The sequence below is a fragment of the Priestia megaterium NBRC 15308 = ATCC 14581 genome, assembly GCF_000832985.1.
Lineage (GTDB): Bacteria > Bacillota > Bacilli > Bacillales > Bacillaceae_H > Priestia > Priestia megaterium.
Map to the genome: position 1 here is coordinate 3,550,268 of NZ_CP009920.1, position 18,766 is coordinate 3,569,033.

Here is an 18,766-nt window from a genome sequence, read left to right on the forward strand (position 1 = left end):
CGTTAATTTTCAGTTGTTGGCTCTTGCTGCGGTGTAGCAGATGTTGACGGCGTCGATGGTGTAGCAGGGGTTGTTGGTGGTGTCTGACTTCCTGAGTCACTTCCACCGTTGTCTGCTGGAGGAGTTGTTGTGCCTCCGTTATTACTGTTGTTGCCGCTGTTACCATCGTTAGCATTGCCGCTATCATTATTGTTATTATCGGTATTGCCGCTATTGTTACCGCCGTTATTGCTGCCATTATTGTTGTTTTGGTTATCATCCGGCTGAGTAGATGAATCGTCACCTTGATCAGAGCCGTTGTTTTGATCAGGGTTGCTATTGTCTTCATTTTGATTATCGTCCGTTGTTCCGTCATCTTCAGGCTTAGTAGAATCATCTTCGGTAGCTTGATCTGATGAATCAGGGACTTTTACAGAAGAACTAGCGCTTTCGCCCGTATTTGTTGTTACGGTGAAACTATACGTTGCGCCTGGTGCTGGGTTGGAAATTGTTTTTCCACCGGCTCCTGCGCCAGATGCGAGTTGTTCAGAACCGTTAGGAGATGACATTGTGACTGTAAAGGTCGTATCACTGGCTGCGTTTGAAGCTGACCAGTTAACTGAAATTGCTCCTCCGCTATACGAAGCAGTAATTTTTGGCTTCACATCTTTATTGTCTTTATTGTCTTTTTTCTCTTTTTTGTCCTCTTTTTTCTCTTCTTTCTTTTCTTCTTTTTCTTTCTTCACAAACGTTTGAGATACTTTTGTCGGTGCAGTACCGCGTACAAAGTATTCTTTAGTAATTAAGCTCGAAGGAGTAGAGCCGCTTGGGCGTTTTAAGTCTTTGCCCGTTGGTTTTTCCACGGAACGTTCAACTACGCTGTCCGGCTGCTTGAAACTTCCTTTAGGTTTGCCTTCAGAAATATGAGTAATAACATGCTTAAAGATATTTTTTGCCATGCCTGTTTCATTAGGACTTAAAATATAGCCATCTTTAGCAGTTTCATAGCCTGTCCATACAGAAATCGTATAGTTTGGCGTAAACCCATTAAACCAAACGTCTTTTTCACCAGCGTCTGGAATGTTGTATCGTTGTTTTTCTGCAGCACTAAAGTTCGAAGTTCCCGTTTTACCCGCAATTTCTAATCCTGGTGTACGAACAGCACGAGCTGTACCATATGATTCGTTTACAACAGATTTCATCATGTCCGTCATCATAAATGCCGTGTAATCTTGCATTGCGCGTTTTGATTTTGGTGTTAAATCAATTTCTGTTCCATCTGGGAATTTTACCTTTGTCACTGTATGAGGTGCATTGTACATACCTTCATTTGCAAAAGCGCTATAGGCTCCAGCCATTTGCAGCGGTGTAACACCTGTACGGAATCCTCCGATAGAATAAGATTCAGAATAAGCTTCGCCGTCTTCTTCGTCTAATTTTAGCCCAAGGCCCGTAGCGAACTCTTTTGCTTTGTCCGCACCGGTTGCTTGAAACGCTTTTAAAGCAGGGATATTCAGTGAACGTCCTAATGCTTCACGCGCTGAAACCCAGCCTTTATAGTTTCGTCCGAAGTTTCGGATTGGCGTGCCGTTTGAATAATGATATTCTTCATCTTTTAGCGGTTGTCCAGTGGACCACTTTAAGTTCTCAATCGCTGGACCGTAATCTAAGATCGGCTTAATGGTTGAGCCGGGCTGGCGTCTCATATTTGTTGCAAAGTTTAAGCCGCCTGATACACGATTACGTCCGCCTCCAATTGCTTGAATACCGCCTGTTTCATTATCTACAACGACAAGACCTGCTTGGAATTTATCGTTCGGGAAGTTGACTACTTTGTTATTCATCACATCATCCACATAGTCCTGAGCATTAGTGTCAAGCGTTGTATAAATTTCTAAGCCCGCAGAAAATGGATCCGCGTCTGTTTTCTTTTTTACTTCTTCGATTACTTGATCAATAAATACATCGTACTTAGATGTTGATTCAGTTTGTTTAGCTAAGTGAGCCTGTACATCTACTTGTTTTGCTTTGTCGGCCTCGGCTTGTGTAATGAAGCCGTTTTTAGCCATTAAGTTTAATACTGTGTTACGGCGTTTAGTAGCATTCTCTGGGTTTGTAACTGGGTTATAAGTAGTTGGCGCTTTTGGTAAGCCTGCCAACATAGCAGCTTCATCAAGAGTTAAATCTTTTACGCTTTTAACTCCGTAAAATTTCTCAGCTGCTCGTTCAATACCGTATACTTCACCTGATGCGAAATATATTTTGTTTAAATACATTTCAAGAATTTGTTGCTTGGAATATTTACGCTCAAGCTGGTAAGCTAACCACATTTCTTGTACTTTACGTTTAACCGTCTTCTTTGGTGATAAGAACGAATTCTTTACCACTTGCTGAGTAATCGTGCTACCGCCCTCAGCACCGAAGCCGTTTTTAAAGTTCGCCATTAATGCTCCGCCAATTCGGTAAAAGTCGACGCCGTGATGTTTATAAAAACGAACGTCTTCCGTAGCGATAAATGCGTTTTTGACGACTTGAGGGATTTCATCGTATTGCACATATGTACGTTTTTGAGCTCCAATTTCTTTTACAACTGTCTTTCCATCGTTTGCATATACTTTAGATGAAAAAGAGTTTTTTAATACCGAGTCATCAACTTTTGGAGCATCGCTTATCATAGCAAAAAAAGTTCCCACTCCGGCAATGAGCCCGATGATTCCTATTAGTAAAACTGCGGCAACAATTTTACGAAATAGGCCTCCTTTTTTCTTCTTTTTCGGTTTTCCTTGAGATTTACCTTCTGGTTTGTTGTCATTCATAGCTCTTCGTCGTTCTTCACGAGAGCGATAATTATCTGACATAAAAACTCCTACCTTTCAACGCATTGTAAGAGAATGATTTCCGTAAACATATATATCATACTCTTAAAAGTATAATTTATCTATAGTTTTTATGTAATCGATTCTCGGATGGTAACCAAGTTCGATGAAATGTCCTTTTTTTTCAATATCTGCCTTAGGGATTGATTTTCGTCCATCTTTTTTCATGGCATCCCAATAAGGAAAAAGGAACTGTGCTTCGAACAAGTATATTTCTTGTAAAGTAGAGAACATTAATATAACGAAACAAATCCCGTTTTGTTTCACAATTTGCTTCATATGTTCAATTTGATGTTCATGAAAATTACGCAGCGGAAATGAGGTTTTATTTCTCGTTTCTTTTGCTTCAAAGTCAAGGTGTTTTCCTTTATAGACTCCATTATAGTCTGTAGTAGAAGCCTGTTTAAAATAAGCTTCCTTAATAACAGCGGCACTTCTCTTCGGATAGTCTACTTTTACAATTTGAACAGGGGTTGGTTTTTTGTGAACAATGGCTATTCCTTTTGAAACATAGTATTCGTTTGTTTCGTTTAAATCGTCCTCCAGCGTCATACCACGATTGCTATAGCTAGCTTCTAGCTTTTTAGGGGAAGGACTGCTGGTATTCAATGGCTTATAGGCCTTTCCGTTAGGATAGCGAATCATAACCATCACTCCTTTAGTGTAAATCTATTAAACAAACAAATTCTATTATACCAAATCCTACAAATAAAAATAGATGAAAGAAGATGAAGAGATGTCACTCAATAGTTCGGAACAAGCGCTGTTGACGGCGATTAAAAAAACCACAGACAAGCTGAATATTGATAATATATCAAGAACCCAGGCTTATGCAACTTTTTATCATAGATATCCTGAAGTAAAGTGGGCATTTCTCGCAAGTATGGTGTCACGAAACGCAGGATGGAATATGTGTGATTTGCAAGGGAAAAACATGAAAAAAGCGTTATCAAAGCAAACGCGCGATTTATTATTTTTGACGTATGAAAGAGCAAATTGGCTTATTTTTAAAGATGTCTTCCCGCAATTACTATTGTATGCTGTTTCGCGTAAAAAACATGTCTCTTACGTTCATTTACTTCCCTATTTAAATGTTTCATCTTTTATCGAAGAGCAGTGGAGACAATTTATGCAGAGACCTTGTGAACTGCAGCTTATTCATGCGTTAATTGTGAATGAGCAGCATGTTATTCAACAGCCCGTTATTGAACAGCCTTTTTATCAAGATAGAGTGTTTAAAACTACGCTGTTTTTTTTTCAAGATATATTCCACTTTAGTTCCGTCCTTTTTCCTACTACAAAAGGGGAGCTATACGGTTGTTCTGTTCATGATTTTACAAAAGTAAATAATCGGATTGATTTGGGAAAGAAATTAGCGGCTTTATTATTTCATGAAAAGTATTATCCCTTGTTTTATGAATTTTCTTTGAAAACAAAGCATACGGGTTCGAGATACGATTATGAGCAGTATTTTGTGAATGAAATCAGTTGCTGTACACCTGCTCTTCGAAAGGTGTATCCGGCTATTAGACATCATGAAAGGAAGAGAGAAAAGTGGTTTTTAACGAAAAAAGAGGAGCAAAAGCTTATGAAAAAGCCGTCTTTTCCAAAGAAAGTTCATTTTACAAAGTGGTATCTTCAAAAGCAAAAGCAGCTGTATATATTAATGAAAGTAGCGCAAGTATTTAATGTAAATAAAAACGGTCACAAGTGACCGTTTTGTTCTTAAGTAGAAGGCTGGTTAGGACCGTTTAACTTTTTAGGATCACCGTAGGTTTTTGTTTCAGGCTTATTTTTAGGCTGTGATTTTTGCTGTTTGTTGGCCATATCTAGGCACCTCCTATCATGTTGTAATAAACGTTCAGCAGCGGAATGTATCTGCTTAGCTGAAATGTCTATACTAGTGTTTTCAATATGTTCACTTTCGATTCACCATAAACGAAAATGTCGAAAACATCTTTCTTTGACGAATAGAAACTAGTTTTGTCATGTGTGAAGGGACAATGAAGAAAAGAGAGAATACGTTATGCAAAGGAAAATTTGGAGGGATGGCGATGAAACAAAGTATGGTTAAAACAAGCGAAATGATGACTTTATTAGATAGCTTACTAGAGCAAGTAGATTTAGTGGATAAAACGATGTCTACATCTATAAATGAAGCATTTACACATTGTGAAGAAACATATATGGAACAAGTTCATCGCATTGACCAATCACTGCAAGAAATTGAAGTAGCTGTGTATGAAAGCATGCCTTCCGAAACAGAATGGAATAGAAGCCGAAGAGAAATGGTTCTTCATACAGTATAAAGACTGTTTATGTTACAATAGTCATCGTAGAGGTGACGAATAACGATGAATGAAGATGTGAAAAAAAGTACGGAGATCATGTTTCAATATAATGAAGTAGCTGTAGAACGATTAGCGTCTATTCAACAGGAAGAAAATTATGAAGTGAAATTTTTTGAAGAAGTAAAGCCTTATGGAGATATTTTCTTCAAAGAACTTGATGAATGGGCTAGTCTCGTAACGGAATGGCTGAAGAAAGAGCGACCAAAATATATTCATGTTAATCAAATAGAGACGTTAAAAGAAAATTTACAAAACGTTGTACTACAGTCGTTTTATCCCGAGACGCGAGAAAAGCGATTTAAAAAGATGTATCACTCAAATAAGTATGTGCTCGAGTCGATATTGAATAATTAATCCCGGCCTTCCGTTGAGACTTATAAGGTGGGGATTTTCTATGTATGAGATTGTGACAAAAGTATTTTACACGAAATGAAAAACGAACTATCGATCAAAACTTTTGATTCGTAGTTCGTTTTTTTTGATGAGAAGCATAGGTTTCATTTGTTTTGTTCCTTCTAGCAGTTGATTGGAGATCAACTGCGGTGTCATAAGCGGTTCAGCTCATGTATCCCATTTGTTCGTCTCAAGATTGGCTTCATTTTGTTATGTCCCAGCCTCTTTTTATCATATCAATCAAAGTCTTTTTGAGATTGGATAGAAACAGCTGGGTGATCTTGTGAAGCGACTGTATCGATATGATAATCAACTTTTTCAGTATGTTTAGAAGCAACGGCGTTATTTGTTTTAGTTGCTGCACTTTGGCCTTGCTTTTTATGATCAAAATGTTTTCCACGACTCATGAGATAGACCTCCTTTATTGAATACTACGTTAAAGCTTTTATAGTATAAACAAGTCAAAAAAGAAGTATGTGTCCACTTTATAGGAAACAAAGAAACCACCGATTTCTCGGTGGTAGTAAAAAAATTAATCATCTTGTGCACTAAAATCGGGCTTAGTAGCTCCAATTTGTTCGAGTTCACGTACAGCGGCTTTGTAATTCATAGGAGTTAAAAAAACCTTTTAAATACTGCTGCTGAGCAAAATCGAGTAATTCATTACTTGACTGCGGCTCATACTGTTTCACCGCAATAAAAGCTTCTTGAAGTTCGTTCACATACATGTAAATTCCCTCCTAATCCCCATTTGTGCCACTACGTATCGTAGTATCACTTGTTCTTATCGTACCATATATTTAAATAATCTCGTTTTTTTGAAAAATTTAAACTTTCGACAGAAACCTACATATTTTTGAATGTGTTTTCCAAAAGTACAAGTAGACGAACGTCACCTCTTATTTCTGCATACATACTATATATTATGTAATATTAAAAAGGAGGTATTGATTTTGCATGTATACAAGTAAGCATTATCCGTATTATGAGCAACATCAACCAGAACGTTTTGATTTAAGTCAGGTACATCCATTTCCGCAGTATCATCAGCAGCCATGGACGGAAGCTTATATGCCGCAACATCCGTACGCTCAGCAACAAATGCCTTTTGGGCCTCAGCAAATTCCCTACATGAACGGAATGTACCAGCAGCCCATGTACAATAATGCAGGTGCGCCTTTTAATCCATACCCTAAAGCTCAGCAACAAAAGCCTCAGCCTTCTCAATTTCAGTCATTAATGTCTCAGTTTAAATCGAGTGATGGCAATTACGATATGAACAAGATGATGAATACTGCGGGGCAGATGATGGGAGCCATGAACCAATTAACATCCCTAGTTAAAGGGTTTTCCGGGATTTTCAAAGTATAAGGACTAGAAGGTGTTTTCTAGTCCCTGCTTATTATTTTTTCTTTTGATTTTTCAAATAGGTTTCTCCAAGAAGTGTAAATACTTCATTGTAAGTTAATCCAGACTGAGCATTTAAACGTTTGACTTCTTCGACATCTGTTGTTGATGAAGTTGAAATTTGATGCTTGCTTTTTTTCATAAAACCTCTCCTTCTCTATGTAAAATGAATAACATCCCATCTTAGTATATTTCCAAATGTGCCCTACTATAAGTGGAAAAAAACGCCGAAGACACTCATGGTTCTTCGGCTTTTTTTTGCAATAAAGATGAGTGTTTAGAGAAATTAAGAGCGGCGTGAACGACGAGTAGAACGACGTGAACGACGAGTAGAACGACGTGAACGACGAGTAGAACGACGTGAACGACGAGTAGAACGACGTGAACGACGAGTAGAACGACGAGAACGGCGAGTAGAACGACGAGAACGGCGAGTAGAACGACGAGAGCGGCGAGAAGAACGACGAGAGCGGCGAGAAGAACGACGAGAGCGGCGAGAAGAACGACGAGAGCGGCGAGAAGAACGACGAGAGCGGCGAGAAGAACGACGAGAGCGGCGAGAAGAACGACGAGAGCGGCGAGAAGAACGACGAGAGCGGCGAGTAGAACGACGAGTAGAACGACGAGAAGAACGACGAGTAGAACGACGAGAGCGGCGAGAAGAACGACGAGAGCGGCGAGAAGAACGACGAGAGCGGCGAGTAGAACGACGAGTAGAACGACGAGAAGAACGACGAGTAGAACGACGAGAGCGGCCAGTGCTACGAGAAGAGCGACGCGGCTTTGTTAGTGGACCGGCAGTTGGCTCTTGAAACATAAAAGATTTCAGTTCTGTACATTCCAGGGCTTCAGCAGCCTCTTTAATTTTTTCAGGTGTAATATGCAATACAAAAACCTCCTTGTCAATTGGACTAGGTCTTGCATTAATAGAATACGCACTGATGCTTGTCCTTGATATGAGTCAAAAGTGGAGTTTGCGCAAATAGTTGATGCGGTGGGGTATCATGGAGAATTTACCCTTCATATACTTTAATAATTGAAGAAAGGTGGTCGAATAATGAAGCAAAAAGAAATCCCTCAATACGCTCTGTTTGTGAATGTAAAAGATTTAAAGGAAATGCAAAGAGATATTTGGTCAGAAGAAGCGATTCAGGCAACGATGAAGTTTAACAAAAAACGCTACGATATTGATTTGCTGCTAAGAGGCTCCCACATTCGGAAGATGAAAAAAAAGTCATATTATATTGAATTTTATTCTCCAAAAATATTTCAGCGAGCCAAAGAAATACACCTAAACGCTGAATACAAAGATCCATCGCTTATGCGCAACAAATTGTCCCTCGATTTTTTCTCTTCTCTGGACGTTTTATCTCCGCATTCTCAGTTTGTCACCCTTAAGATTAATGGGAAAAATGAAGGAATATATCTTCAGCTCGAATCGGTAGACGAACTATTTTTGAAAAAAAGAAATTTAGCGGATGGATCCATATTTTATGCAGTGGACGGAGATGCGAATTTTTCTTTAATGAGCGATTTGGATAAAAGGCCGAAAACAACTTTGTTATCTGGATATGAAGATAAAGCAGTAAGAGAAGGGGATGAGGAAAAATTAGAAAAGTTTATATTTAATCTTAATACGTGGACAAATACGGAATTCGAACAGAATATTGAGAAGTACCTGAACGTCGACCGCTACTTATCTTGGTTAGTCGGTATTATTTGTATGCAGAATTACGACGGTTTTGTCCATAACTATGCTCTCTATCTAAATCATGAAAGCGGGCGCTTTGAACTGATCCCATGGGATTATGATGCAACATGGGGAAGGGATGTAAATGGAAAAGTAATGGAAGGAGACTATGTCCGCGCACAAGGATTTAATACGCTTACAGCTCGCTTACTGGCCGTGAACAGCATTAAAAAGCAATATATTCAAAAAATGAACAATGTTCTAAATAATCAATTTACAATAGAATACATGAAACCAATCATTTATCAACTGCATGAGTATATTGCTCCTTATGTATTAAAAGATCCTTACGTAAAAGATAACTTGGAACAATTTTACAAAGAACCGGAATTTATGCTGTCTTTTATAAAAGAACGAACAGCGTATATTGAAAATAACCTTTTGACTCTTTAAAAAGAGATAGATTTATAGGCAATTTATAGGCAACAGTGGATTTTGTTAATAATAGGCAAATGCAGGAAATCAATAGCTGTACATGATACGTATATATACAGTATGAATGACCAATAAGGATAACTAATAAGGAGGAAAAACAATGAGTAACTATTACTATGGCCAAGAACAAGGGCAAAATCAAAATCCGCGCCAAAAATCAAGCGAAAAATCAAGCCAAAAACGCAGCCGAAATATACAAATGCCTGATAAAGGCTATTCTTCTCACTTCAAACCCCTAAAAGGAAGAGTGGTGACCGTTTATCGTGGAGGACCTGAATCTAAAACAGGTTATTTAGTTGACGTGCAATCAGATTATTTAATCTTAGCAGTGGAAAGCAACAATAACAATAATAACAATAATGGTGAAAATAACAACCAAAACAACCAAAACAACCAAAATAACCAAAATAATAATCAACAAGAATATACACTTGTATATTATCACTTAGCCCATGTAAAAAGTATCACTGAAGATACTATGTCAAATTCGGCACAAACGTTTACTGGAATTAGCGCAGAATTAGAATTATATCGAGGAAAAACTTTTGCTACAACTTTATCATTGATGAAAACTAAATATGTGCAGGTTAACCAAGGTGGACCTGAGAAAAAAGCAGGTCAGCTTCTTGATGTCTTAGGTTCATTTGAATCTGCTTATATAGTATTACTCACAGAGGACGACGGTGTCATCTATATTAATACTGAACACGTTAAGAGTGTGAGTGAATATCAAAACAACAATGGAAATCAAACTAGTCAATCTGCAAATGAACTCTTAGTGAGCCAAGAACCAGAATATATGAAATCCAAAAGTTTTAACGATCTTTTTGCCCACCTTTCTCATAAATGGGTATCAATCAATAATGGAGGACCTGAAGCTGTAGAGGGCGTGTTAGTACAAAGCCGAAATGGTACATTTACACTTGTGCAGAATAATCAAGTATTACGCTTACAGCCAAGACACGTTAAAACCATTTGTGTAGGAGCAAAAGGGGCTTTTAAGCAAAACGATAACAATCAAAATAATGAAGAAACAGAAGAAAATGGAGAGACTGAAGCTGCGAAGTCTACAGAAGAACGCACAGGCGGACGTACGGGAAGCCGCACAGGTGGACGTACAGGACGCCGCACGGGTGGACGCACAGACGATCGTTCTCGAGGACGCCGCACAGGTGATCGCTCGGGAGGACGCCGTACGGGTTCACGCTCTTCAGCACCGGCCGAGAAAGTTATTAAAACGAAAAATTATCGTTGGAAAGCATGATGAAATGGAACATAAAAGGTGCTTATAAAGCACCTTTTCTATCATATAGGAAAAAGGAGGAGAATGAGAATGAGTATGAATCATTATATCAATAAAATTGTAGAGTTAGATATTTCAGGTAAAACGACATTTGTTGGCAGACTTATTGATCTTGGATTAGATATTATGGTTTTGTATAATGGACATGATTATTTGTATATTCCTCTTTTACACATGCATCGTTTGCGGGAAGTATCAGAAGAAGACTATACGGTTTTACGTGAAATAGAAGAGAACTTAATAGAAGAAAGTCAGCGGATTTCTTATCGTAATATTTTACAGCAGGCAAAAGGGAAATTTATTGAAATTTATGTAACGGGAGGAAAATCATTGCATGGCTATATTACAAGCGTGCTGAATGATTATCTTGTGTTTTATTCTCCAGTGTATAAAAATGTCTTTGTTTCTCTGCATCATTTGAAATGGCTTACCCCTTACAGTAATGAGTTAACCCCTTATTCTTTAAGTGACAAAGAGCTCCCAGTAAGACCTGCCTCTGCACCTTTTGTCAGAAACTTTGAAGAGCAGCTTAAAAAATATGAAAATCAACTGGTTGTATTAGATTTAGGGGATCAATCAGAAAAAATTGGCGTACTTAAAGAAGTTTCTAATAATATTGTTGAACTAATTACGGCAAATGGAGAAAGTATGTATTGGAAGTTAGCTCACGTAAAATCTGTACACTTGCCTTAGAAAAAGAGACCTCGCTTTCGTCTCTTTTTTTATGTGCTTATCAGGACAAGTATATTGAATAAACAAATGAGACGATTTAAATTTTTTAGAAAATTATGTTGACAATACAGAAAATCTTTATTAAAGTTATTAACAACAAACGTTAATCACCAACAATTATATAGAACTCTTATCCAGAGTGGCGGAGGGACTGGCCCTGCGATGCCCGGCAACCATCAAATGAAACATTCATTTGAACGGTGCTAATTCCTGTGGAACATCAGTATTGTTCTAACAGATGAGAGAAATCGTGTATAAACGAACACTCTTCCATCTGTGAAGAGTGTTTTTTATTTTGAGTTAAGGAGAGAAATAGATGAAAATTGAAACATTATTAGTTCGTTCAGGAGTAGGCCGTGACCCTTCAACAGGTTCTATTACAACACCCATTTACCAAGCATCAACATTTGCTCATCCTGCTTTAGGGCAAAGTACAGGATTTGACTATGCACGTACGGCAAATCCTACTCGTACAGCATTGGAAGAAGCAATTGCTGCTTTGGAAAAAGGAGAAGTAGGAGTAGCATTCGCTTCAGGAATGGCGGGTGTAATGGCAGTTTTAGCACTATTTAAAAACGGAGATCATTTAATTGTATCAGAGGATTTATACGGAGGAACGTACCGAGTACTAAATGAAATTTTTTCAGAGCAAGGAATTACTGTTTCGTACGTCAACACAGCCCATCTCGAACAAGTAAAAGATGCGCTTCGTCCCAATACGAAAGCTTTATTTATTGAAACACCTACGAATCCAATGATGCACGTGACTGATTTGCCAGAAGCAATTGCGTTAGCTAAACAGCATGATTTGCTTACTATCGTTGACAATACCTTCATGTCCCCTTATTATCAGCGTCCTTTAGAGCTTGGAGCAGATATTGTGATACATAGTGCAAGCAAATACATTGGGGGTCATAATGATGTAGTTGCTGGTCTTGTAGTGGCTCGATGTAGTAGCTTAGGAGAGAAAATTCGTTTTTATCAAAATGCAGCTGGGGCAATCTTAGGTCCACAGGATAGCTGGCTGTTATTACGCGGTGTTAAAACGCTAGCGCTTCGTATGGAAAAGCATAATGAAAATGCACTGAAAATTGCAAATTGGCTTACTGCTCATGATCTCGTGGAAAAAGTGTATTACCCTGGTCTTGAAACACATCCAGGCTATGAAATCATGAAGAAACAAGCAACTGGATTTGGAGGCATGATTTCTTTTGCTGTCTCACACCCTGACATCGTTTCAGTACTTTTAGAAAATGTCAAAGTTATTACATTTGCAGAAAGCTTAGGGGGCGTGGAAAGTTTAATGACATTCCCAGCTCGTCAAACACATGCTGATATTCCGGAAGAAATTCGAAATCGTGTCGGAGTAACAAACTGTTTACTGCGATTATCAGTTGGAATTGAGCACGCAGATGATTTAATTAAAGATTTGAAGGAGGCATTTGATGCATACCAACAATAATAAATATAGATTTGGTACGAACTTAATTCATGCAAATACAGGAATTGACGGTCATTTTGGAGCGGTTAACGTACCTATTTATCAGGTATCTACATTTAACCAAGAAGATGAGACGAACAACGGCCGCTATGACTATTCTCGTTCAGGAAATCCAACTCGTGAGGCTTTAGAAAACAGCATTGCTCAGCTAGAAAATGGATACGCTGGTTTTGCTTTTTCATCAGGTATGGCTGCTATCTCATCGGTGTTATCTATTTTTGAATCAGGGGATGAAATTTTAGTTTCACATGATACGTACGGCGGGACATATCGTGTATTAACACGGTTATTTTCAAAGTTTGGTATCAAAACAACTTTTGTTGATACAACGAAGGTTGAGAAAGTAGAAGAAGCTATCACAAAAGATACGAAGGCTATTTATATCGAAAGCCCTTCAAATCCATTTTTACAGGTAACGGATATTAAAGCAGTAGCAAGTTTGGCGAAGGAGCGCAACCTCCTTACAATTGTGGATAACACGTTTTTAACACCTTATCTACAGCAGCCGATTGACCTTGGCGTAAATATTGTGATTCATAGTGCTACAAAATATATCAGCGGTCACAGTGACGTCATTGGCGGTCTAGTTGTGGTAAGCGATGAAAAGCTAGCAGAAGAAGTAAAGTTTGTACAAAATGCTTTTGGTGCTATCTTAGGACCGCAGGATTGTTTTTTACTGCTTCGAGGAATTAAGACATTAAAAGTTCGTTTAGATCAGCAGTTAAAAACAGCGCTGCAGTTTGCAAAGTGGCTTGAAGAACAATCTCTAGTGAGCCGTGTATACTACCCGGGTTTAAAAAGTCATCCAGACCACAAACTGATTTCAGAACAAGCAAATGGATATGGAGCTATGATTTCTTTCCAAGTACAGGATGAAAAAGTAGCGCGACATATTTTACAAGGAGTCAAATTGGCTTCAATTGGTGTTAGTCTAGGTGCAGTTGAGTCCATTCTAACGCATCCTGCAACAATGTCTCATGCGAGTATCCCAAAAGAAGTGCGTGAAGAAAAAGGAATTACTGATTCACTTCTTCGCCTTTCAGTAGGGTTAGAGGAATTCGAGGATTTGAAGCAAGACTTTAACGCTGTTTTTCAAAGCTTAGAAGAAAAGGCGTTAATTAAATAAAGAAAAGAGACTGGGACAAAAGTATTCTAGTTAAAGTTAAACAAGAACTATTAATCAAAATTACTGATTAATAGTTCTTGTTTTTTGTTGTCACGGTGAACGTAGGTTTCATCTATTTCGTTGCTTCTAGCGGTTGATTGGAGGGCAAGGCGAAGACTCCTGCGGGAAAAGCGGAAGGGGTGAGACCCCGCAGGAGCACAAGCGACGAGGAGGCTCATCGGCCGCCCGCGGAAAGCGAAGTCTTGCACGGAAATCAACCGCGGTGTCACAAGCCGTTCAGCTCCTTTATCCCATTTGTTCGTCTTTACACTGGGTTGATATCCGTTATATACAGCTATCTAAAAGGTTTGTGTATAGGGACGTAAGCGCAACTTTTTCATCAGAGGAAAGACTGCTGTTTAGAATTCTTTTTATGCCAAGATGATATTTTACATACGGTGTTTGCCGGACGCGTGGATGAGTCATTTCATCTTTTAAATCCTTCATAATGGCTTCGTGAAGCTGATCTTCACTTGTCATGGCTTGTTTAGAAGCGAACGAACGGTTCAACCATAGGGTTTGATAAGCTGCTAGTAAATGTTCAGAAGTCATTGTGCAAAGAGCTCCTTTAAATTAGTTTCTTCATTATAATAATCTATAGTTTACCATAAGTATTAATACGTGTACGTAACTTTTACAGAAGCAGATACAGTCAAGGACTGAGCTTGAATAGGGGGAGAGGCTGCTAATAACTTAGGCGAGGAGCCAGATGACTGATAGACGGGGCCTTCTTCGATTAAAATGGGGATTTGGTTAATAGGGAGCTGCAGCGTGTTGGCAATGGTAAAGGCCTTTTCTTTAGCGTTAAGCAAAGCTTTACTTATCGCTTCTTGTTCATATTTATCATCATTTGTAACGTGGAATTGAAGATCTTGCGCTACGTTGGCTCCGCTTGAAAAAGTAGCGTTATAGACATCGCCAGCTTGTTTTACATCTTGTACTCTTACTCTAAATAAGTGCTGTACTTCGTATCCTGTAAGAGTCGATTTTCCATCACTGTAATCATATTTAGGGTTTATGGTAAACGAAGCTGTTTCAATTTGCTGGTCATTGATTCCAAGTTTTTTTATCTCTTGCAGCAAAGTATTTGAAACAGCTGAATTTTCTTTTAAGGCTTCTTGAACGTCTCGGTTTTCCGTGTGGGTTCCAATCGTCATGGAAATTTCATTGGGAACTGCTGAAACACTTCCTTCCCCAATTACTTTAATTTCTCTATTTTGTGTATCTACGCGCAGTTGCTGTGTAGGTTCATAAGGGAAATAAGAATGTTGCATACCAAAAACCTCCTTTATTGATCTTTAGTATATATATGATAAGAAAAGGAGATTAAAAACAAAAAGAGATTGAGACATAACTAAATCAACCGCTAGAAGCACCTACATACATGAAACCTACATCCACCATACCAATAAAAAAATCCGAACGAATTTGATTCTTCATCAAGAATCAAATTCGTTCGGATCTTCCTTCAACTAACATACTTTTCTTCAGCTTCTTTTTGTTTATTTCGATTCTTTTATTAAGATTTCTTTCATTTCAATGAATTGATTTTGAACATCGTTTGACGGTTTCTTTGTTAGTAAACTTACAATAATAACAGCTAATAAGCTTAAAAAGAACCCAGGAATCATTTCGTAAAGGGCATCCTTCAATGGAGTATTTACCCAAATTAATACTGTAGCAGCACCTACAATCATCCCTGCAAGTGCTCCCCATCGAGTCATACGCTTCCAGTAAAGACTTAGTAAAATAGCAGGACCAAAAGCTGAACCAAATCCAGCCCAAGCATATCCAACCAGCCCTAAAATCGTATCACTAGGTTTTAAAGAAAGCAAAATGCCAATAATTGCAACACCTAAAACCGCAGCTCTTCCAACCGTCACAAGCTCTTTGTCAGAGGCCTTGCGTCGGAAAAATGTTTTATAAAAGTCTTCTGTAACAGAGCTTGCCGTTACAAGCAGCTGAGAAGAAATGGTACTCATAATTGCCGCTAGTAAAGCTGCATATAAGAATCCAGTAATTAATGGATTGAAGAGTATATCCGCAAATTTAATAAAAATAGTTTCAGGATCTGCTAGTTTCATACCTGTTTTTTCTACATATGCAATCCCAACAAGTCCTGTCAGCATAGCACCAATAATAGAAATAATCATCCAGCTCATTCCAATACGACGTGCGGGTTTTAACTCCTTAACAGAAGAGATAGCCATAAAGCGAACGATAATATGAGGCTGCCCGAAATAGCCAAGTCCCCAGGCTAAGAAAGATATAATACCTAAAACGGTCGTACCTTTAAAAATGTCAAGATATGCTGGATTAATGTCCTGTACAATATCTATTGTTGTGTTAACGCCTCCAACATTGGTGAAAGCTACAATAGGTACTAAAACTAAGGCAAGAAACATAATAACACCTTGAACAAAATCTGTTAAACTAACAGCTAAAAATCCGCCGAAAAGGGTGTAGGCAATAACAACAGATGCTGTTACAAATAAGCCAATTTGATAATTCACACCAAATGCCGATTCGAACAATCGTCCGCCTGATACCATACCAGCTGAAGTGTAAAGAGTGAAGAAAATAAAGATAACAATCGCTGATACTGTTCGAAGAATCTTGGCATGGTCGCCAAAGCGGTTTTCAAAAAAGTCTGGAATTGTAATGGAGTCATTCGCTACTTCCGTATAAGTGCGAAGACGCGGAGCGAGGATTAAATAATTTAAATAAGCACCAATAGATAAACCTACTGCAAGCCATAAACTTGAAAGACCTGTCACATACATGGATCCTGGAAGCCCCATTAACATCCATCCACTCATATCTGAAGCGCCAGCTGAAAGCGCAGTAACGGCCGGACCTAGTCCGCGTCCGCCTAGCATGTAACCCGATACGTCTTGAGTTGTTTTTGTGTAGGCATACCATCCTATTCCAAGCATTCCTACAAAATAAATGCCCAGTGAAATATAAACACCAATATCCACCAAATCTCCCCTTTATGCATTTTTTATGCACGAAACGAGCACTGCTCGCCATGCAAACATCTTATGGTTTCTAAAACTAACAAACTTTTCCCTTACTATCAACCCACAAAACCGTAAATTACCTAAGTCTAAAATCCCCTAAACCTTTATATTATAGAGATGAAAACGTTTTCAAAATAAAGTAAAATAAAAATATTCAGAAATTTACAAGCGCATTTTTTATGCAATATTTTATGCAATAGGTAAAATGAAAAGAGCATTTTATAAAATGCTCTTTTGACATTCATGTATATTAGCGTGAGTTCGGGAATACGCGGCGAACAACTTCTGAAAACTCGTCAAACAGTCCAGAGACTGGTTTGCCGGTTTGAAGCTTGTCTACATATCCGTTCATACGGTTTACAAAGTCAGGGTTTGTTGATACAAACACTCGATGAACACTGCCGTCAGCTTTTCTCACTTCATGTGCGATCTTATGCTCCATATCTTTTGTGAGATTACCTTCTTTGTTATCGTCTAATACAGCTGCTACGTAAGCTGTATGATCGGTTACGATTACGTTAGCATCTTTAACGTTTTTTAACGCTACGATACGATCAGCAGCCACATCGGCTACTCTCATTCCGCCCGACTGGTTATATTGTTCTTTTTCGTTACGCTGTACATCTTGCGTATCGTTTACGTCATTCATTTTCGTTTTATTGTTTCCATTTTCATATGTGACGTTGCGGACTGTATCATCATCAATGACGCCATCTTTACCTTGATCTGCTGTGCTGCAGCCGAATAAAGAAAGGGTGGTCATGCAGCCTACAACAAACAAAAACGATTTCTTCATGATAGTATCACTCCTTATAAGTTTTAACCTTTCTTATAATTTGTTAAAAACGTGTGAAGCATACATGAAAAATATAAAAAAGCCTATACTATCGAAAAAGGAGGAATATGTATGAGTGGAATTCAACAAAGCATATTTGTGCTTCATACAAAAGAAGAAAACCATGAAGAAACAACAACGTTTGCCCTAACTTCAGAAGAAGCTAAGTTATTATTTGAGACCCTGCAAAATAAACGAAAAGAAATTATCGATGCCCATATTGATAACATGTTGACGTAAGGAAGATCAATATTTTGCAAAACGGCTGAGCCATATGCTAAGAATGGCCCAATATTTGCATTCTACATATAGGTATAGTATAATGTAAACGCAACCAAATTTAATAAATGTAATGAATACTACGCTTGACCATACACTCGAATTAGATTTAGTGAAAATTCACTTGTTATAAAGGAGATCTACTTCGCGTAGGTCTCTTTTATAATATGTGAATTTTTTATTTACGGTATAAATGTAAATATAGATTAACATATTAAAATTTTTACATTTTCGGAGGTTTTTTACATGGCTACTACAGGTACAGTAAAATGGTTTAACAGTGAAAAGGGCTTCGGTTTTATCGAAGTACCAGGCGAAAATGACGTATTCGTTCATTTTTCAGCTATCCAATCTGAAGGCTTCAAAACATTAGAAGAAGGCCAAAAAGTTGAATTTGAAATCGTTGAAGGTCAACGTGGACCTCAAGCGGAGAATGTTGTAAAATTATAATTCAACGCTACATATGAAAGCTGCCGATAGGCAGCTTTTTTTATACAAATTTGTTTTATTTGTATGATTAAGAAAATAGATTAAAGTAGGGGAGAAGGGAAGGCATGAGTTCATTTCATTGCTGTGCCACATGTGAACATTTTCGAAGCATTAAATTGGATAAGGGAATGAAGTATCGATGCAAAAGACTAGGCTATGAAACCCGTCCTTCTTATCAGTTTACATGCTGGGAGCCAAAAGAAGTAGTTAAAAAGCTAATGGAAAAACGAAATCAAAAATGAGGATTG

At 38.2% G+C, this 18,766-nt stretch carries 24 protein-coding genes and 1 riboswitch; of the genes, 12 read left to right on the forward strand and 12 right to left on the reverse strand.

Features of this window, described 5'->3' with window-relative positions:
- Nucleotides 1-2 precede the first annotated feature (2 nt).
- Both BG04_RS18450 and recU read right to left on the reverse strand, forming a co-directional pair.
- Entirely contained in the window at nucleotides 3-2,837 is a 2,835-nt protein-coding gene (locus BG04_RS18450) for a transglycosylase domain-containing protein (protein ID WP_034653424.1), read from the reverse strand.
- Nucleotides 2,838-2,900: 63 nt separating this feature from the next.
- Nucleotides 2,901-3,500, reverse strand: a complete 600-nt coding sequence (gene recU, locus BG04_RS18455) for a Holliday junction resolvase RecU (protein WP_014460963.1) — start codon at nucleotides 3,498-3,500, stop codon at nucleotides 2,901-2,903.
- 73 nt (nucleotides 3,501-3,573) lie between these two features.
- Between recU and BG04_RS18460 the strand changes: the two genes are divergently transcribed.
- The gene (locus BG04_RS18460; RefSeq protein ID WP_034653422.1) at nucleotides 3,574-4,569 is read left to right on the forward strand and encodes a DUF2515 family protein; all 996 of its coding nucleotides are present in this window, start codon (nucleotides 3,574-3,576) and stop codon (nucleotides 4,567-4,569) included.
- 11 nt (nucleotides 4,570-4,580) lie between these two features.
- Here the strand turns inward: BG04_RS18460 and BG04_RS31840 are convergent, their stop codons facing one another.
- Entirely contained in the window at nucleotides 4,581-4,682 is a 102-nt protein-coding gene (locus BG04_RS31840) for a hypothetical protein (protein WP_016763465.1), read from the reverse strand.
- Nucleotides 4,683-4,909: 227 nt separating this feature from the next.
- Here BG04_RS31840 and BG04_RS18465 point away from each other — a divergent pair, with 227 nt between their 5' ends.
- The gene (locus BG04_RS18465; RefSeq protein WP_013056112.1) at nucleotides 4,910-5,164 is read left to right on the forward strand and encodes a hypothetical protein; all 255 of its coding nucleotides are present in this window, start codon (nucleotides 4,910-4,912) and stop codon (nucleotides 5,162-5,164) included.
- A gap of 45 nt (nucleotides 5,165-5,209) precedes the next feature.
- Nucleotides 5,210-5,560 (forward strand): YppE family protein, encoded by a 351-nt coding sequence (locus BG04_RS18470; protein WP_034653420.1) that lies wholly within the window; start codon nucleotides 5,210-5,212, stop codon nucleotides 5,558-5,560.
- A gap of 275 nt (nucleotides 5,561-5,835) precedes the next feature.
- On the opposite strand, the gene BG04_RS31025 is transcribed toward BG04_RS18470, so the two are convergent.
- The 3 genes from BG04_RS31025 to yppF all read right to left on the reverse strand — a co-directional run bounded on the left by BG04_RS31025 (nucleotide 5,836) and on the right by yppF (nucleotide 6,327).
- Nucleotides 5,836-6,006 (reverse strand): hypothetical protein, encoded by a 171-nt coding sequence (locus BG04_RS31025; RefSeq protein WP_013082336.1) that lies wholly within the window; start codon nucleotides 6,004-6,006, stop codon nucleotides 5,836-5,838.
- 125 nt (nucleotides 6,007-6,131) lie between these two features.
- Nucleotides 6,132-6,209 carry a hypothetical protein gene (locus BG04_RS31845; protein WP_370511580.1) on the reverse strand — a complete coding sequence of 26 codons (78 nt, stop codon included), beginning with the start codon at nucleotides 6,207-6,209 and terminating at the stop codon, nucleotides 6,132-6,134.
- Nucleotides 6,184-6,327 carry a YppF family protein gene (gene yppF, locus BG04_RS18475; RefSeq protein ID WP_370511564.1) on the reverse strand — a complete coding sequence of 48 codons (144 nt, stop codon included), beginning with the start codon at nucleotides 6,325-6,327 and terminating at the stop codon, nucleotides 6,184-6,186. The genes BG04_RS31845 and yppF overlap by 26 nt, the downstream gene beginning before the upstream one ends.
- Nucleotides 6,328-6,556: 229 nt before the next feature.
- Here yppF and BG04_RS18480 point away from each other — a divergent pair, with 229 nt between their 5' ends.
- Nucleotides 6,557-6,970, forward strand: a complete 414-nt coding sequence (locus tag BG04_RS18480) for a YppG family protein (RefSeq protein WP_013056116.1) — start codon at nucleotides 6,557-6,559, stop codon at nucleotides 6,968-6,970.
- A gap of 31 nt (nucleotides 6,971-7,001) precedes the next feature.
- On the opposite strand, the gene BG04_RS31030 is transcribed toward BG04_RS18480, so the two are convergent.
- A complete protein-coding gene (locus tag BG04_RS31030) occupies nucleotides 7,002-7,148 on the reverse strand; it encodes a hypothetical protein (RefSeq protein ID WP_016763466.1) in 147 nt (48 codons plus the stop codon).
- Between the two features lie 144 nt (nucleotides 7,149-7,292).
- The gene (locus BG04_RS29095; protein ID WP_052490705.1) at nucleotides 7,293-7,892 is read right to left on the reverse strand and encodes a CotG/ExsB N-terminal domain-containing protein; all 600 of its coding nucleotides are present in this window, start codon (nucleotides 7,890-7,892) and stop codon (nucleotides 7,293-7,295) included.
- Nucleotides 7,893-8,063: 171 nt separating this feature from the next.
- On the opposite strand from BG04_RS29095, the gene BG04_RS18490 reads away from it, so the two are divergent.
- From BG04_RS18490 to BG04_RS18510, 5 genes are all read left to right on the forward strand, one after another.
- On the forward strand, nucleotides 8,064-9,149 hold the full coding sequence (locus BG04_RS18490) for a CotH kinase family protein (protein WP_034653415.1): 1,086 nt from the start codon (nucleotides 8,064-8,066) through the stop codon (nucleotides 9,147-9,149).
- Nucleotides 9,150-9,390: 241 nt separating this feature from the next.
- The gene (locus tag BG04_RS18495) at nucleotides 9,391-10,455 is read left to right on the forward strand and encodes a spore coat protein (RefSeq protein WP_412760685.1); all 1,065 of its coding nucleotides are present in this window, start codon (nucleotides 9,391-9,393) and stop codon (nucleotides 10,453-10,455) included.
- A 69-nt stretch (nucleotides 10,456-10,524) separates the two neighbouring features.
- Nucleotides 10,525-11,187: a hypothetical protein gene (locus BG04_RS18500; protein ID WP_014460954.1), complete on the forward strand. Its 663-nt coding sequence runs from the start codon at nucleotides 10,525-10,527 to the stop codon at nucleotides 11,185-11,187.
- Between the two features lie 166 nt (nucleotides 11,188-11,353).
- Nucleotides 11,354-11,471: riboswitch (SAM riboswitch) on the forward strand.
- 71 nt (nucleotides 11,472-11,542) lie between these two features.
- Nucleotides 11,543-12,688 carry a trans-sulfuration enzyme family protein gene (locus tag BG04_RS18505; protein WP_034653411.1) on the forward strand — a complete coding sequence of 382 codons (1,146 nt, stop codon included), beginning with the start codon at nucleotides 11,543-11,545 and terminating at the stop codon, nucleotides 12,686-12,688.
- Nucleotides 12,672-13,853, forward strand: coding sequence for a trans-sulfuration enzyme family protein (locus BG04_RS18510; RefSeq protein WP_034653408.1), 1,182 nt, complete (start codon nucleotides 12,672-12,674; stop codon nucleotides 13,851-13,853). Before BG04_RS18505 ends, BG04_RS18510 begins: the two co-directional genes overlap by 17 nt.
- 324 nt (nucleotides 13,854-14,177) lie before the next feature.
- On the opposite strand, the gene BG04_RS18515 is transcribed toward BG04_RS18510, so the two are convergent.
- The 4 genes from BG04_RS18515 to BG04_RS18530 all read right to left on the reverse strand — a co-directional run bounded on the left by BG04_RS18515 (nucleotide 14,178) and on the right by BG04_RS18530 (nucleotide 17,711).
- Nucleotides 14,178-14,444: a hypothetical protein gene (locus tag BG04_RS18515; protein ID WP_013082344.1), complete on the reverse strand. Its 267-nt coding sequence runs from the start codon at nucleotides 14,442-14,444 to the stop codon at nucleotides 14,178-14,180.
- Nucleotides 14,445-14,506: 62 nt separating this feature from the next.
- Nucleotides 14,507-15,166, reverse strand: coding sequence for an SIMPL domain-containing protein (locus tag BG04_RS18520; RefSeq protein ID WP_034653406.1), 660 nt, complete (start codon nucleotides 15,164-15,166; stop codon nucleotides 14,507-14,509).
- Nucleotides 15,167-15,394: 228 nt separating this feature from the next.
- Complete coding sequence (gene putP, locus BG04_RS18525; protein WP_034653403.1) at nucleotides 15,395-16,873, reverse strand: sodium/proline symporter PutP; 1,479 nt, start codon at nucleotides 16,871-16,873, stop codon at nucleotides 15,395-15,397.
- Between the two features lie 292 nt (nucleotides 16,874-17,165).
- Nucleotides 17,166-17,711 (reverse strand): YhcN/YlaJ family sporulation lipoprotein, encoded by a 546-nt coding sequence (locus BG04_RS18530; RefSeq protein WP_016763474.1) that lies wholly within the window; start codon nucleotides 17,709-17,711, stop codon nucleotides 17,166-17,168.
- A 111-nt stretch (nucleotides 17,712-17,822) separates the two neighbouring features.
- Here BG04_RS18530 and BG04_RS31035 point away from each other — a divergent pair, with 111 nt between their 5' ends.
- The 3 genes from BG04_RS31035 (at nucleotide 17,823) to BG04_RS31040 (ending at nucleotide 18,760) form a co-directional block, all read left to right on the forward strand.
- A complete protein-coding gene (locus BG04_RS31035; RefSeq protein WP_013056129.1) occupies nucleotides 17,823-17,990 on the forward strand; it encodes a hypothetical protein in 168 nt (55 codons plus the stop codon).
- A 285-nt stretch (nucleotides 17,991-18,275) separates the two neighbouring features.
- Complete coding sequence (locus BG04_RS18535; protein WP_013056130.1) at nucleotides 18,276-18,479, forward strand: cold-shock protein; 204 nt, start codon at nucleotides 18,276-18,278, stop codon at nucleotides 18,477-18,479.
- Nucleotides 18,480-18,583: 104 nt separating this feature from the next.
- On the forward strand, nucleotides 18,584-18,760 hold the full coding sequence (locus tag BG04_RS31040) for a hypothetical protein (protein WP_162837670.1): 177 nt from the start codon (nucleotides 18,584-18,586) through the stop codon (nucleotides 18,758-18,760).
- Nucleotides 18,761-18,766 lie beyond the last annotated feature (6 nt).